This window comes from Streptomyces sp. NPDC043853 (assembly GCF_056436025.1).
The window spans coordinates 443,305-458,516 of the sequence record NZ_JBWKDJ010000005.1 but is presented as its reverse complement, the minus strand read 5'-3'; the positions used below and the strand labels follow the sequence as shown (position 1 = coordinate 458,516).

The 15,212-nt window shown below is 73.9% G+C and carries 11 protein-coding genes and 1 pseudogene; 7 read left to right on the top strand and 5 right to left on the bottom strand.

Annotated elements, in window-relative coordinates:
* Positions 1–21: 21 nt before the first annotated feature.
* The 5 genes from AC067U_RS17010 to AC067U_RS16990 all read left to right on the top strand — a co-directional run bounded on the left by AC067U_RS17010 (position 22) and on the right by AC067U_RS16990 (position 5,741).
* A complete protein-coding gene (locus AC067U_RS17010; RefSeq protein WP_478830474.1) occupies positions 22–2,196 on the top strand; it encodes a hypothetical protein in 2,175 nt (724 codons plus the stop codon).
* Complete coding sequence (locus tag AC067U_RS17005) at positions 2,190–3,203, top strand: hypothetical protein (RefSeq protein WP_478830473.1); 1,014 nt, start codon at positions 2,190–2,192, stop codon at positions 3,201–3,203. Before AC067U_RS17010 ends, AC067U_RS17005 begins: the two co-directional genes overlap by 7 nt.
* Positions 3,200–4,096, top strand: a complete 897-nt coding sequence (locus tag AC067U_RS17000; protein ID WP_478830472.1) for a hypothetical protein — start codon at positions 3,200–3,202, stop codon at positions 4,094–4,096. The genes AC067U_RS17005 and AC067U_RS17000 overlap by 4 nt, the downstream gene beginning before the upstream one ends.
* Before the next feature lie 83 nt (positions 4,097–4,179).
* Positions 4,180–5,256, top strand: coding sequence for an NAD(P)H-dependent amine dehydrogenase family protein (locus AC067U_RS16995; protein WP_478830471.1), 1,077 nt, complete (start codon positions 4,180–4,182; stop codon positions 5,254–5,256).
* Positions 5,253–5,741 carry a carboxymuconolactone decarboxylase family protein gene (locus AC067U_RS16990; RefSeq protein ID WP_478830470.1) on the top strand — a complete coding sequence of 163 codons (489 nt, stop codon included), beginning with the start codon at positions 5,253–5,255 and terminating at the stop codon, positions 5,739–5,741. The genes AC067U_RS16995 and AC067U_RS16990 overlap by 4 nt, the downstream gene beginning before the upstream one ends.
* A gap of 115 nt (positions 5,742–5,856) precedes the next feature.
* On the opposite strand, the gene AC067U_RS16985 is transcribed toward AC067U_RS16990, so the two are convergent.
* The 3 genes from AC067U_RS16985 to AC067U_RS16975 all read right to left on the bottom strand — a co-directional run bounded on the left by AC067U_RS16985 (position 5,857) and on the right by AC067U_RS16975 (position 9,047).
* A complete protein-coding gene (locus AC067U_RS16985; protein ID WP_478830469.1) occupies positions 5,857–7,512 on the bottom strand; it encodes a GMC oxidoreductase in 1,656 nt (551 codons plus the stop codon).
* 117 nt (positions 7,513–7,629) lie between these two features.
* Positions 7,630–8,169: a DoxX family protein gene (locus tag AC067U_RS16980; RefSeq protein WP_478830468.1), complete on the bottom strand. Its 540-nt coding sequence runs from the start codon at positions 8,167–8,169 to the stop codon at positions 7,630–7,632.
* An 86-nt stretch (positions 8,170–8,255) separates the two neighbouring features.
* On the bottom strand, positions 8,256–9,047 hold the full coding sequence (locus tag AC067U_RS16975) for a dioxygenase family protein (protein ID WP_478830467.1): 792 nt from the start codon (positions 9,045–9,047) through the stop codon (positions 8,256–8,258).
* A gap of 206 nt (positions 9,048–9,253) precedes the next feature.
* Between AC067U_RS16975 and AC067U_RS16970 the strand changes: the two genes are divergently transcribed.
* Positions 9,254–9,685 carry a MarR family winged helix-turn-helix transcriptional regulator gene (locus tag AC067U_RS16970; protein ID WP_478830606.1) on the top strand — a complete coding sequence of 144 codons (432 nt, stop codon included), beginning with the start codon at positions 9,254–9,256 and terminating at the stop codon, positions 9,683–9,685.
* A gap of 140 nt (positions 9,686–9,825) precedes the next feature.
* Positions 9,826–10,176 carry a hypothetical protein gene (locus tag AC067U_RS16965; RefSeq protein WP_478830466.1) on the top strand — a complete coding sequence of 117 codons (351 nt, stop codon included), beginning with the start codon at positions 9,826–9,828 and terminating at the stop codon, positions 10,174–10,176.
* Here AC067U_RS16965 and AC067U_RS16960 read toward each other — a convergent pair.
* Both AC067U_RS16960 and pdxR read right to left on the bottom strand, forming a co-directional pair.
* Positions 10,173–13,375: pseudogene (locus tag AC067U_RS16960) on the bottom strand (alpha-N-acetylglucosaminidase). The gene AC067U_RS16965 and the pseudogene AC067U_RS16960 sit on opposite strands and share 4 nt — an antisense overlap.
* Before the next feature lie 422 nt (positions 13,376–13,797).
* Positions 13,798–15,207 carry a MocR-like pyridoxine biosynthesis transcription factor PdxR gene (pdxR, locus tag AC067U_RS16955; protein ID WP_478830465.1) on the bottom strand — a complete coding sequence of 470 codons (1,410 nt, stop codon included), beginning with the start codon at positions 15,205–15,207 and terminating at the stop codon, positions 13,798–13,800.
* Positions 15,208–15,212 lie beyond the last annotated feature (5 nt).

Genomic DNA, 15,212 nt, shown 5'->3' with positions numbered 1-15,212 from the left:
AGGAACAGCGAGAGGGGGGCCATGTCGCGTGTGACCAGGATCGGGGAGATCCGGAGGCGACGGGAACTGCAGGCTCGGGAACTGGACACGGCCCGTGGCCGGGTGTCGGAACTCCTGGAGGACCTGCGGCAGTTGGAAGGACTCCGGATCGGCCTCCTCGGCCGGGTCCCGGAGGAGGCCCAGGGCCGGCTGGCGGCCCTGGGCGTGGAGCTGGGGGCGCTGCTGGAGCAGCTCCCGACGGAGCTCGCGGAGATCGAGGCGGTGGCGGCCCGGTTCCGCCGGCCGACGCTCAACGTCGGGGTGATCGGCCGGGCCCGGCAGGGCAAGAGCCGGATGATCAGGAGCCTGACGGGGCTGCCGGAGGAGGTGATCCCGACCGGGGACGGCGCGTTCTGCACGGGCGTGACCAGCGTGATCCGCCACGAGGACGGGGTCGGCACACAGGCACAGGTGTTCCTGCACAGCGAACGCTCCTTCCTGCACGAGGTGATCGCGCCCTACTACGCGGAACTCGGGCTGGGCGCACCGCCCGCCGGTCTGGACCGGTTCGCCGGGCCGCTGCCCGCCGAGCCGGCCGGCGCCGGCGCCACCGACGGCAGCCGGTACGGGCACCTGGCCGCGTTCCACTCCGCGCTCCCGGAGTACCGGGAGCTGCTCCGCACGCCCTCGCCGCATCCCGTCCCGGCCGGCGGGATCCGCAGGTTCGTGGCGCAGGCGAGCGAGGACGACTCGGAGCGCTACCACGCCTTCCGCGCCGTGCGGCACGTACGGATCACCACGCACTTCACGCACCAGGACTGGACCGGGCTGGCGCTGGTGGACCTGCCCGGCATCGGCGACACCAACCTCCAGGACGCGCAGCGCATCGTCGCGGCCCTGAAGGACGAGATCGACGTGGTGGTGTTCGTACGGCGGCCGGACGCGCTGGGCGACGGCATCGGCGAGTACGACCACGGCCTGTACGACCACGTCCGGGAGGGGCTGCCGGACGTGGCGCTGGAGCAGTGCTCCTTCCTGGTCGTCAACCGGTGCACCGGGCCGCAGGGCGACAACACGGCCAATGCGCGGCGGATGCTGGAGCAGTGGCTCCCGGCCTCCCGGTTCGCGGTGGCCGGGGCGTACGTCGCGGACTGCTCGCAGCCCGAGGAGGTGGCCGGGGTGATGGACCGGGTCCTGGACCACCTGCTGGCGCACATCGACGACCTCGACGGGCAGTACCTGGCGGCCCGCACCGAACGGCTCGCCGAACTCCGCGAGCGGGTGGCCGCCCTGGTGGGCCAGGCGGCCCGGCTGGCGGATCTGGCGCAGCCGAGCGAGGTGTGGTTCCTCCCCTTCACCACCCTGTTCAAGGAGGCGTCGGCCGGTCTGGCGACGGCGCTGGCCGCGTACGTACGGGAGTTGCGGGAGGAACGCGAGTTCGCGGACACGGCGCTGGCCGATGCCGTGGACGCGGTCCTGGAGGCGGCGCAGCAGGATCCGGGGCACCCGTCGGTGGAGCAGATCGTGGTGCGCTCCGACGCGGAGGACGGGCTGAGCGTCGCGTACGGGAAGTACCTCAACGAGTCGCGGGCCCGGCTCTCGCGCCGTTTCCTGGAGTGCGACGTGGCGCTGCATTCCACGACGGAGGGGATGCAGCGGCGGATCGCGGACATCCTGAAGGGGCCGGGCGGTCTCGGCCCGCTGTCGCAGGCGGAGGGCGCGGAGTTCCTGGAGGCGCTGGCCGGGCGGATCCCGAAGGTGCGGGAGCGCGGCGAGAGCGAGATCCGGTACGCGCTGGGGCTGCTGGCCGGGTTCGAGCTGTCGTACCGGGGGATGCTGCAGCACCGGGTGCGGGCCTGTCTGGACGGGCTGCACGCGGACACGCCCGCGATGCGCTTCCCGGAGGGGCCGGTGCCCACGGCCGGGCAGGTGCGGGAGATGCTCGAGGTCTGCTACGACGAATCGCTGTACGCCTGCCGGGCCGAGCTGCACAAGGCGCTGGCCGAGCCGAGCGCGGCGGTGTTCGCGATCGTCGAGGAGTTCTACGACCGGGTGGTGACGGCGGCGGGGGCCGCCGACGAATGGCTGGTGTTCTACCAGGACGCGCGGGCGGAGATCTGGCCGGGCCGGTTCGCCGCTCTCGCGGAGGACGCCGCCGACCTGCGGCGCTGGTCCGAGGCGGTGCGGGCGCTGGGCTCGCTGGTGGAGGCATGGTGAACGAGGTGACCACTCCGGAGAAGTACACGGTCGAGGTGAGCATGCTGGGGCCGTCGGGCGCCGGGAAGACCTCGCTGCTGGCGTCGATGTACGTGCAGTACGCCGGGCTGATCGGGGCCACGGACCTGGAGCTGACGCCGGTCGGGGACACCGCGGTGCGGCTGTCGGACGCGGTGGCCCGGCTGAAGTCGCTGTCCCGTTCGGTGCAGGTGCGGGAGGGTGTGGACGGCACCGCGGCGGCCGGTCTGCACCGCTATCTGATCGCGGTGGGCCGCAAGGGCCGCAAGCCCCGGTTCACCCTGCGGTTCACCGACTACGCGGGCGGGCTGCTGCGGCGGCGGGACGGGGACCCGGTGGGCGGGCAGGTCCGGCAGGCGCTGGCGGACAGCCCGGTGATCGTGCTGGCGGTGGACACCGCGGCGCTGATGGAGCAGTCCGGCCTGTACCACGAGCGGATCAACGAACCGCACCTGATGTACGAGCAGATCAAGAGGCTGCTGCAGGGGGACCTCCGGCACCGGCTGCTGATCATCGTGCCGCTGAAGTGCGAGAGGTACGTGAGCACGGCGGAGGGGGCGCGGCTGCTGCTGGAGCGGGTCCGGGCCGGGTACAAGCCGCTGCTGGACCATGTGGCGCACCCCCAGGTGCGGCCGCGGGTCGGCTGTGTGGTGGTGCCGGTGCAGACCACCGGGTCGATCGTGTTCTCCTCGGTGACCGAGGACGCGGAGGGCGGGGTGCGCTTCCACTACCGGAGCCGGCGGCCGGGGGCACCGTACGAACCGGTCCACACCGACCAGCCGCTGCGGTACCTGCTGCGGTTCGTGCTGAACACGTACCGCGACCGGCGCGGGGTGTGGCGGGGGATGGTGGAGGGGCTGTCGAGCACGGACGATGCGTTGCAGGCGGCGATCAGCAGTTTCGCCGACGGCACGGCGGCCGGGCCGGGGATCCAGGTGCTCCAGGACCATGCCCATCTGGCGGCCGCGCCGGCCGCCGCGGGGCGGTGAGCGGGGTGGCCGGCCGGTGGTTCGTGGAGTCCCGCGGGCTCCGGCCGGAGCAGGACTACACCTGGCGGTCGGCCGGTGCCGGGGGCACCGGCGGACCCGGGGCCGCGGAGCTGCTGGCGCGGGGCTGCCGGGGGCGCGCGGTCTACGACCTGATCGACGACGTCGCCTCCTCGCTGCTGCTGTACTGCGCGGGCGACGGCGGACCCGGCGCGGAGCCGCTGTGGGTGCTGCTGGTCACCGGGCTGCGCGGGGCGGACCCGGGCAGGGGCGACCACATGGGCCGGGACATCCGCTGTTCGGTCCTGGGGACCGGCGCCGGCCGGCTGCCGCCCCCGGAACTCCTCGCGGTCGCCCACGCGTTCCTGCTCGGGCGGCTGGACGGGCCGCTGCCGGTCGGTTACGGGCCGCCGGCCGGCAGCCCGGGCTTCGCGGTGGACGCGGACGGCTGGGCGGCGCTGCTGGAACGGACCCGGGCCGAGCTGCCGGCGGGGCCTCCCGGGCCGGCGGCTGCGTACGGCCCGGACCTGATCCGGGTGGACCGGGACACGCCGGACACCCGGCGGCGGGCGGCGGCGATCCTGCTGGAGCTCGCGGAGCAGGAACGGCAGGGCTTGTTCGATCCGGGGCGGGCGCACCTGCTGGGCGGTGGCGGGCGGCCGCTGGTCGGCGGTCGGCCGCTGCTGGTGGTGACCTCGCTGCTCGGTACGGATGCGCTGCGGGCGTTGGGCCCGCTGCACGCACTGAGCCGCCGGGTGGAGAGGCGGCTGGACAGCCATGTACGGCGGGAGAACGGGCACGCGGTGCTCAAGCTGCTGGGGAAGCCGCTCGGCGGGATCCTCGCCCTGACCGGGCTGGTGCTGGCCGCCGCCACGGCGCTGGCGGTGTTCCGCTGAGGTCCGCCGATATCTGATGTGACGTCAGAAAGCTTGGCGTACGGCTATGGGAACCGCGGGGGCCGCGCGCTACTCTCCGCCGCATGATTTCCACGGTTGTCTGGGGTACCGGCAATGTCGGACGGGCGGCCATCCGTGCCGTCACGGCCCACCCGGGGCTGGAACTCTCCGCAGTGCTCGTCAGCAATCCCGCCAAGGTCGGCCGCGACGCGGGCGGCCTGGGCGGGCTGGACCGGGATCTGGGGGTGGTGGCGACCGACGACGTCGCCGCGGTGCTGGCGGCCGGCCCGCGGGCGGTGGTCTACGCGGGGTCCGGGGACATGCGGCCGGACGAGGCGCTGGCCGACATCGCCCGCGCGGTGCGCTCCGGCGCGGTGGTGGTGACGCCCGCGCTGTACCCGCTGTACGACCAGCGCAACGCACCGCCGGAGTTCCGGGATCCGGTGCTGGCCGCGGTGGCCGAGGGCGGGGGTTCGCTGTTCGTCTCCGGGGTGGACCCCGGCTGGGGGAACGACGTGCTGCCGCTGCTGATGAGCGGGCTGGGCAGTGTGGTGGACGGGATCCGCTGCCAGGAGATCTTCGACTACTCCACCTACGAGCAGGAGGACTCGGTCCGCTACCTGGTCGGGATGGGGCAGCCCATGGACTACGTCCCGCCGATGCTGCTGGAGTCGGTGCCGACGATGGTGTGGGGCGGGCAGATCCGCCTGATGGCGCGGGCCCTGGGCGTCGAACTGGACGGGATCGAGGAGACGCTGGAGCGGCGGGCGCTGGAATCGACCGTGACCACCCGGACCATGGGCGAGTTCGCCGCGGGCACCCAGGGCGCGGTGCGGTTCGAGGTGCAGGGGATCGTCGGCGGCGAGCCGCGCATCGTGATCGAGCACGTGACGCGGATCCACCCGTCCTGCGCGCCCGACTGGCCGGTGCCGCCGGACGGGGCCGGGGCGCATCGGGTGGTCATCGAGGGCCGGCCGCGGATCGAGGTGACGGTGGAGGCCACCGACGAGGGCGAGAACCGGTCGGCGGGCGGGAACGCCACGGCGGTGGGCCGACTGGTGGGGGCCATCGACTGGCTGGTGGAGGCGGAGCCGGGGCTGTACGACGCGCTGGACGTGCCGTTGCGGCCCGCAGTGGGGAAGCTCGGAAGGAGCGGATGACGGTGTTGCGGATCGACATTCCCGAGGGGAAGCATCCGATCGAGTACGTGTGGGGCGACATGGTCCCGGAGATCGGGACGGCCGCGTCGAACTTCTCTCTCTCGGTGTACGCCCATACCACCCTGGGTCTGCGCGAGTTCGAGGCGGCACGGCTGCGGATCGCGCAGATCAACGGGTGCGCGCTCTGCAAGGACTGGAGAACGGAGCGGGACGGCGAGAAGGTCGAGGAGGAGTTCGCGGAGGCCGTGGAGCAGTGGCGCACCACCGACCGGTTCGACGAACGCACCCGGCTGGCCGCGGAGTACGCGGAGCGGTACGCCCTCGACCACCGCGGCCTGGACGAGGAGTTCTGGGCGCGGATGACCGCGGCGTACGGCCAGGCCGAGATCGTGGAGCTGAGCATGAGCATCGGCTCGTGGCTGGCCTTCGGCCGGCTGAACCAGGTCCTGGGTATCGACAGCGTGTGCGTGCTGCCGGCGGGATGAGGGCGTGCAAGGGGGCCGGCCGGTGCGACCGGTCGGCCCCCTCGTCACACCGAGGCCGTCATGACGCGGACCTCACGCTGCGGCCCCCACGATCCGGCCCCCGCTGTCCGGCCCGTCACAGGTCGGTGGCGATGACGTGCTCGATGTTGCGTTCGGCGAGTGCCGTGATGGTGACGAACGGGTTGACGGTGGCGTTGCCCGGGATCAGCGCGCCGTCGATGACGTACAGGCCCGGGTAGCCGTGCAGGCGGCCGTGGTTGTCGGTGGCCCGGTCCAGGACCGCGCCACCGAGGGGGTGGTACGTCAGGTGGTCGCCCCAGATCTTGTTGGTGCCGAAGAGGTCGGTGCGGTAGATCGTCCCCTCCTTGGCGTTGATCTTGTCGAAGATGGTCTTGGCCATGTCGATGGAGTCCTGCTTCCAGGCCCGCTGCCAGCTGAGGTCGACCTGCCCGGTGGCCGCGTTCCAGGTGAACTGGGCGCGGTGCGGGTTCCTGGTGATGGAGAGGTAGAAGGAGGCGTAGGTCTCGATGCCGGTGGGCAGGGGGGCCACCTCGGCAAAGGCGCCGCCCGCGTCCCAGTTGTCGATCCCGGCGGTGGGCATGGCGGACTGAAGCTTGCCGGTGGCGTCCCACATGTGGTTGGCCCGGCCGCACATGACGTTGCCGTTGTCGCCCCAGCCCTTGCCGACCTCATCGCTGAGGTCCGGGAGGGATCCGGTGGCCTTCAGCCGGACCAGGAGCTTACTGGTGCCGACGCTACCGGCCGCGAAGAAGACGCGGTCGGCGGTGACGGTCTTGGTGGCGGTGACGCTTCCGGTGGTGTCGAGCTGCTCCAGGACGACGGCGTACCCGCCGCCGGCGGCGGCCGGGGCCACCGAGGTGACCCGGTGCAGGGGCGAGATCGTCACCCGGCCGGTGGCCTTGGCCTGGGCGAGGTAGGTCTGCTGCATGTGCTTCTTGCCGGCGTTGTTGCCGTAGATGACCTCGCCGTCCAGCGCCGACTTGGGCACGGTCCCGGCGGCCTCCTGCTTCATGTAGTCCCAGTCGTAGACGTTGGGGACGAACACGAAGGGGAAGCCGGACCGCTGGGCGTGCTTGCGGCCCACCCGGGCGTACTGGTAGCAGGCGGCGGACTCCCACCAGGCGGGGTCGACGTGGCTGACGCCCAGTCCGGCGTTGGCGCGCGGGTAGTAGACCTCGTACATCTCGCCGGGGTCGACGGTGGGCAGCACGGAGCCGAACCGCTCCCGTTTGGGGGTGACGGCCATGCCGCCGTTGACGAGGGAGCCTCCCCCGACGCCGCGGCCCTGGTAGACGGTGATGCCGCTGAACTCCTCGGCGTCCAGGATCCCCGTGTAGCGGGGGACGTCCTTGTCGAGCGGGAAGCCGAGGAAGTTGCTCAGCGGCTGCTTGGTCCGGGTGCGGAGCCAGAAGGAGCGGTAGTCCGGCTTGGTGGTGTTGGCGAAGATCTTGCCGTCCGGGCCCGGGGTGTCCCAGGCCATGCCCATCTCGGCCATGTGGACGTCGATGCCCGCCTGGGCGAGCCGGAGCGCGGCGACGGAGCCGCCGTAGCCGGTGCCGACGATCAGTACGGGGAGACGGGCTCCGTTGTCGAGGCCCTGCGCGACGGTGGGGACGGCCGTCGGGCGGGCGTACGCGGCGGAGCCGTGGCCGGCGAGGGCCACGGCTCCGAGGAGAGAACCTGTTCCAGATAGGAATCCACGGCGGGATATACCGCCCGATCCCTTGTCGCGTGGGGTGTTGTTGCCCATGTGAGCTTCCTCACTCTTGGCGGAAGAGGAACGAGTTCTACTGCCGCCCGCGAGGTAAGTCGATAGATACCGATTGGTAACTTTTGTCTGGACCAACCCGTCGGGGCCTGGAGCGGGTCAGTCGCGGACGAGCACGACCACGATGGCCAGGGCGGTGGCGACCGCCAGGAGCGCCACCCCGTACACCGCCCGGTGGTCACGCAGCACCGGGATGGGGAGGTGCCGGTCCGCGGCGAAGCGGCCGGCCCCGGAGATGGCCAGGGCGGCCGCCGACACCGCGAGCAGCGCCTCGAACTCGATGCCCTGCTGGCCGAAGACGGCGCCGGACCACTTGACGCCCATCGCGTTGATCATCACGCCGAAGATCCCCGCCGCGGCCAGCGGGGTGAGCAGCCCGACGAGCAGTCCCAGGCCGCCCAGGGTCTCGGTGAGGCCGGCGACCAGCGCCATGGTCTCGCCCGCCGGGTAGCCGGCCTTGGTGAAGAACACGCCGGTGCCCGCGAGGCCGCCGCCGTCGAACCATCCGAACAGCTTCTGCGCCCCGTGGACGAACATGATCAGCCCGACCGCCAGGCGGATGAGCAGCAGGCCGACGTCGTACGGCGTGGTGTCGGTCCCGACGGTCCGGGGGACGCGGGCGAGGTCGCTGTAGGTCATCGCGTTCTTTCTGTGGGAGGTGAGGGGGAAGGGGAGGTGAGGAGTGTCAGGTGAGGGGTGGAGGTGCGCAGGAGGGGCGCCGGCGGTCAGCCGTACTGGAGGGACCGCTTGGCCAGGCCCATCCAGAAGCCGTCCACCGGGGTGCGGTGGGCGCCGAGGTCGCCTGCGGCCTCGGCCGCGCCCAGCGTGACGAAAAGCGGGGCGAAATGCTCGGTACGCGGGTGTGCGAGTCGGCCGGACGGGGACGCGTGCTCGAAGTCGAGCAGGGCGTCCACGTCGCCGGCGGCGAGCGCCTCGCGGCCCCAGGCGTCGAACTCGGCGGACCAGCCGGGCACCCCGGGGCCCTGGTGCCGCAGGGCCGCGAGGTTGTGGGTGAAGAACCCGCTGCCGACGATCAGGACGCCCTCGTCGCGCAGCGGGGCCAGCCTGCGGCCGATGTCCATCAGCCGGCGCGGGTCCAGGGTGGGCATGGAGATCTGCAGCACCGGGACGTCGGCCGCGGGGAACATCTCCACGAGCGGGACGTACGCGCCGTGGTCGAGGCCGCGGTCCGGGACGTCCTGCACGGGGGTGCCGGGGGCGCGCAGCAGTTTGCGTACGTCCTCGGCGAGCCCGGGGGCGCCCGGGGCGTCGTACCGGACCCGGTAGTAGTGCTCCGGGAAGCCCCAGAAGTCGTGGACCAGCGGCACCCGCTCGGTGGCGCCCAGCGCCAGCGGGGCCTCCTCCCAGTGGGCGGAGACGATGAGTACGGCGCGGGGGCGGGGGAGTCCGGCGGACCAGGCGGCCAGCTGGCCCGGCCAGACCGGGTCGTCGGCGAGCGGGGGCGCGCCGTGGCTGAGGTACAGGGCCGGCATGCGGCCGGAATCGGGCGTGTTCATGGCGGCGCTCCCTCGTCCGGTGTTGTTCAAATTCAAACGACTACTTCAGGCTAGCCCGAGATTCGAATTTGAACAACTTCCCTTACCCTGGATCCATGACGGACACGGAGACGGGCGCGGAGACGGGCACGGAGTCGGGCACGGAAACGCCCGCGGGCAGGGAGTCGGCCACCGGTGCGGAGCCCAGATGGCTCGGCGACGAGGAGATGCGGGCCTGGAAGGCGTTCCTGGCGGCCTCCGCGCTGCTGGGCAGGCGGCTGGACCAGCAGCTGCGGACCGACTCCGGGCTCTCGCACGCGCAGTACGAGATCCTGGTGCGGCTGTCCGCTGCGCCCGAGCAGGAACTGCGGATGACCGAGCTCGCGGACGCCCTGATCAACACCAAGAGCGGGCTGACGTACCAGGTGACCCAGCTGGAGAAGGCCGGCCTGGTGCGCCGCCGCAGCTGTCCGAGCGATGTGCGCGGGGTCTTCGCGGTGCTCACCGAGGCCGGCCGGCAGCGCCTGGTGACGGCAGCGCCCGGCCACGTCGGGACGGTCCGGGAGCTGCTGATCGACGTGCTCACCCCGGAGCAGCTCACGGCGGTCGCCGACGGCCTGGGCGAGGTCACCCGCCGGCTTCGGGAGACCGGCGGCTGACGGGCCCTCGGGCCGGGGCGTCGCTCCCCCGCCGTCATCCGCCCGGCCGTCATCCGCCCGGCCGCGCAGCGGATGCCGGGCCGCGTCCGCCGGGACAGGCTGCGGTCAACGGCACCACCGCACAGACGAGGACTTCAGCCATGTCCCACCTCCGGCGTTTCGGGGTCATCACCGGAGCGGCACTGCTGCTGCTCACCGCCACCGCCTGCTCGGCCGGCAAGACCACCGTGGGCACCCTCACCTTCCGTGCCCACGACTCGCCGATCGAGCTCACCTACTCGAACACCCCGGTCGCCGGCTGCCACCGGATCGCCCTGCCGCACGGCGCCGCGCACGTGGAGAACAACACGCTCGTCGACATCGTCCTGTACCGGACCCCGGAGTGCCAGAAGGCGGAAAAGGCCCCCGGGATCTACGTCGCGACCTCGCTGTCCAACGTCACGGCGCCCGAAAGCCTGCCCTGGCGGAGCTTCAGCGTGGTCGGCAGCTAAGGCCTGTCCGAGGCCGCCCCCTCCGGATCCTGCCTGACCCGCGCCGCCGGGCCCAGGGCCCAGCCGCTGAACCGGGCGGTGCCGCGGGCCCCGGTGCCGGCGTTGGCCGCGGTCATGAACAGCCCCGCGTCCTGGGCCGCCGCCGCGTCCGGGACGCTCACCGTGGCCACGGTCCGCCAGGCGCTTCCGCCGTCGGCCGAGCACTCTGCGGTGAACTCCGTCCCGGCGTGCCTGGTCAGCCTGAGCAGCACGGGGGCCGCGAGTCCGGTGATCCGGCGCAGCGCGTCCAGGGTGCCGTCGCCCGTGCTGTCCCAGGAGAGGACGATGCCCTGGGCGGGAGTGGCGGCCAAGTTGAGGAAGCCGGGCGAGCCGGGGCGGTCCAGCCGGTTGCGTACGACGATGCCCGCGCGGGCCCAGCCGCCCGTGGGGTCCTGGGCGTCCACGCGCAGCCGGATGCTCGTGCCGGTGATGAGGGCGGACGGCAGGTAGGCGGTGCCGAACTGCTCCAGGTGCCGCCACAGGTCCTCCCCCGCGCCGCTGATCGCGAACCGGTCCCCGGTCTGGCCGAACACCGCCGAGTTGCTCGTACGGGTCCGCCAGCGGGGTCCAGCGGTGCGGCCAGCAGCAGACTGCCCCGCTGGGTGACGGTGACCGGCTCCCCGCCCTCGGGCCCGTAGCGGGCCGTCACCCGGAGGGCGTACGGGAGCGGTTGGAGGGGTTCGGCGGGCGGGCCGAGCGGTGCGCTGACCCGCCAGGAGGCGCGCACGGCGCCGCCCGGGGCGACGGGCCCGGCCGGGGGGCTGCCCAGCGGGATGACCGCCGCGATGCCCTCGGGCCCCTCCAGTGCCAGGCCGACCGGGCCGGCGGCGCGCAGCCCGTTGTGGTTGCGGAAGGTGGCGGTGAGGGTGGCGGTGCCGCCCGGCGGGAGGGTCCGCGGCTCCAGGGCGAGGGTGGTGAACCCCTGGTACGGGGCGTCGGCCAGCGCGTCGTGCACGGTGCGGGCGGTGCGGTACGGGGCGCCGGTGGGGCGGACCGGGTGGCGGCCGCGTTCCACCGTCCACGCCTCCTCGCGGGGGAAGAAGTCGAAGGCGGCCGGGGCCCGGTCCCCGTCGAGGGCTTCGGCGTGCTCCCGCAGGTACTCCTCCCACTGCGGGAGGTGCAGGTCCGCGATCAGGCCGTGCCAGTCGCGGCCCGCGTAGTTGTTGAGGGTGGTGGCGGCGGACCGGCCGGCCCAGGTGGTGATCAGGGCGCGGGCGGTGCGTTCGAGTGCGACGGCCTCCCCCGGGCTGGTGGCGAAGCGTTTGGCGGCCTCCAGCCAGGGTCCGAGCAGGAAGTCCCGGTGGCAGCCGGCCGTGGTGTCGGCCAGCCGCATCAGCTTGAGCCAGAGGGCCGACACCGAGCGGAAGGTGGCGGCGTCCCCGCTCAGCCAGGCGGTGCGGAGCACCCGGTGGAGGGTGCGGGAGCGGTTGGCCAGGGCCTGCCGGGCCAGGTCGGTCAGGTCGTGGCGGTAGGCGTCGGAATCGCGCAGGGCGGGCGCCACGGCGAGGAGGGCGGTGAAGGCCCGGTCGAAGCCCGCCTGGTCGAAGGCGGTGGCGGAGGAGGAGTGGAGCCGGGGGCGGCGGGTGAAGAGGGAGTCGTGGGGCCGTCCGTCGCGGCTGGTCAGCCGGTAGGCGGTGGCCGCCAGTTCGGTGAAGGCGGTACGGGCGCCCGGGTCCGGGGCGCCGTAGCGGAACTCCGCGTACCACTCGAACCAGGCGTCCCGGTCGACGGTTTCCTCCCGCCAGGCGAGCTCGCCGAACAGCTCGAAGGCGGCGGCGTCACGGCCGGTGGCCTCCGGCATGTAGGCGGTCCCCGCGCAGGCGCTGCCCGGCTTGTCGCGCCAGGCGGGGAACTTGGCGGTCCAGCGGTCGGTGTTGGCGCCGATGGTGGTGCGGCCGCCGAAGTTGGGGATCGTGCCGAAGGCGTACGGGGTGCCGCCCCAGTCCCGGTCCCGGTCGGTGACCGTGTCCAGGTCGGACAGTCCGTCCACGATGAGCAGGCGGCTGGTGTCGACGGCGTCGAGGAGGGCGGGCAGCGGGTTGTGCTGCCAGCCGAGCAGCACCCAGGTCGCCCCCGGGTGGGCGGTGTGCAGGGCGCGTTCCACGGCGCGGGCGGCGTCCGCGACCGGGACGTCGCCGGGGGTGCCGCCCTCGTGCAGCAGGTCCATCTTGAAGTGGGTTGCGTCGCCGAGGAGTTCCCGCTGGTGCCGGTAGAAGGAGGAGGCGGCCTCGGCGAACGGCGGGGTGCGGGGGTCGAGCCAGTCGGGGCGGCGAAGCCCGCACCAGGTGCCCTGCGGGACCACCCGGGCCATGGGGTTGCGGTCGGTGAAACCGTCCGGGACGGTGCCGAACCAGCCGGGCAGCACGGGCCGCATGCCGTACGCGCGGAGCCGGTCGGTGATCCTGCGGCCGAGTTCGGCCCGGCGGGCGATGAGCGCGGCGGAGAGCGGGCCGCCGTAGCCGCTGAGGTTCTGCAGCAGCCACCAGGGCTGGTGGGAGGGGGCGGGCAGCCAGGCGCGGGCCTCGGCGTCGGTGTAGCCGCAGTCCAGCAGGAGGCGGTGGTAGACGGCTTCCTGACCGACGGTGACCAGGACCTGGTTGAAACCGTGCAGGGCCAGGTCGTCGATCAGCCGCTCCCAGTGCGCCCAGTCGGCGTAGGGACCGGTGTAGCCGTCGTGGGTGTCGTTGAGGGCGAAGCGGTTCGGGACGGTGGCGGACCGCTCCAGCGGCTGCTCCGGTGCGGGCAGCAGGGCGGGCAGGCCGGGGCGGCCGCCCGTCCGGGACAGATGGGCGCGGCAGACGTACTTGAGGTACCAGTGGATGCCGGTGAGGAGGGTGGCCGGGCCGGTGCCGGTGACCTCGATCCGGCCTTCGGTGCCCTCGACCCGGAAGCGGTCTCGGCCGCCCGCCACGGCGGGTTCGAACCGCAGGACGAACTGGGTGGCGTGGCCGGGCAGCAGACGGTGGAGGGCCTCGTACGCGGCGACGGGCGTGGCCGCGGTCCCGGCCGCCGGGCGCGGCGCGCCCGGTTCCGTTGCCGGGGCGGGTTCCGGTGCCGGGCCGGGGAGGGCGGCCGAGAGGGGTGTGAGTCCGGGCAGGCCCGCGGACAGGCCCACCGCTCCGGCCGCACCGAGCAGGGCACGCCTCGACAGCACGTCCATCTGTGTTCTCCGTGGTGCTCGGGCGGCGTCCGGGGACGCCGCAGGGGCAACGGGCTCATGCGGAGCGCAGGTTATCGGCACGGATCGGGATATCCCGGATGCTGCGGGCGGGACACGGGCAGCGGTCCGGGGGCGCGCTCCCGCAGTGTCCGGGGGCGCTCCCGCAGTGTCCGGGGGCCGCGCTCCCGCAGTGTCCGGGGGCCCGTTCACCCGTGCCGGTCCGCGGGGCCGCTCACCCGCACGGGTAGGCGGACGCGTTCACCTCCGGCGGCCCGCGGGCCCGTTGACGTACGTCCGCGGGCCCGTCGACGTACGTCCGCGCGCCTGTCGGCCTCCGGCAGCCGCGGGCCCGTTGACGTACGTCCGCGGGCCCGTCGACGTACGTCCGCGCCCCTGTCGGCCTTCGGCAGCCGCGGGCCCGTTCACCCGTGGTGGTCGGCCAGCAGGGAGCAGAGCGCGTCCAGGGCGCGGGGGTAGCCGTGCCGGGAGGCGGCGCCGAATCCGATCAGCAGGCCGCCCGGCCCGGCGTCCGGCCGGTGGTGGAGTTCACGGAGGCCGCGCAGCGCGACGCCCCGGCGGGCGCACCCGTCCAGCAGTGCCGCCTCGCCGGGTCCGCCGTCGGGGAGGGTGACGAGGGTGTGGAGGCCGGCCGGGACCCCGTGCGGGGTCAGGGCCGGGAAGGCGGACAGGCGGGTGAGGAGCAGCGCGCGGCGGTGCGCGTAGGCGGTGCGGGCGGCCCGGACATGGCGGTCGTAGGCGTGGGTCCGGATGAGGTCGGCGAGGACGAGCTGGTCGAGGGTGCCTGTGTACAGGTCGGCCTCCTGCTTGGCCGCCACCACCGGGGCCACCAGGCCGGGCGGCAGCACCATCCAGGCCAGCCGCAGGCCGGGGCCGAGCGTCTTGGAGGCGGTGCCGCAGTACACGGTGTGGCCGGGAGCGATGCCCTGGACGGCGCCGACCGGGCGGCGGTCGTAGCGGAACTCGCCGTCGTAGTCGTCCTCCAGGACCAGGCCGCCGGTGGAGCGCGCCCACGCGCCCAGCCGGCGGCGGCGGTCCGGGGCCAGCGGCACCCCGGTCGGGTAGTGGTGGGAGGGCGTCAGCAGCACGGCCGCGGCTTCCGGCGGCAGGGCGTCCACGCGGGCGCCGCCGGCGTCGACGGGAAGGGCGGGCGTGGCGAGTCCGGCCCGGCGGACGGCCTCGCGGTAGTGCTGGTGGCCGGGGTCCTCCACGGCCACCGCGCCGGCGCCGCGCTCCCGCAGGACCTCCGCGAGCAGCCGGATCGACTGGTGGAAGCCGGAGGTGACCACCACCTGCTCCGGCCCGGTGAGGACGCCCCGGGTACGGCCCAGGTACCCGGCGAGGGCGGTGCGGAGTTCGAGCCGGCCCTGCGGGTCTCCGGGGCCGAGGACTTCGGGGCCGGCGGAGGCCAGGACCCGGCGGGTGGCGGCGAGCCAGGCGCGGGCCGGGAAGGCGCTCGTGTCGGGGAGGCCGGGGCGGAGGTCGTGCCGGGGCCGGGCCGGCCCGGGCGCGGGGGCGGCGGCGGCCAGGGCGGCGGCCGGCACGTCCGCGACCCGGGTTCCGGAGCCGGGACGGACCGTCAGGTATCCCTCCTCGGCGAGCTGGTCGTAGGCGGCGGTGACCGTGCCCCGGGAGAGGACGAGCTCCGCGGCGAGGACCCGGGTGGAGGGCAGCAGGGTGCCGGGGGCCAGCCGGCCGGTCCGCACGGCCTCGCGGAGCGCCGATTCCAGGGCGAGGCGGCGTCCGCCCGGGGCGGCGGGATCGAGGTGCAGGTCGAGTCCGGAGCGCACCGGACCGGACCGGTTTTCCGACATGCAAG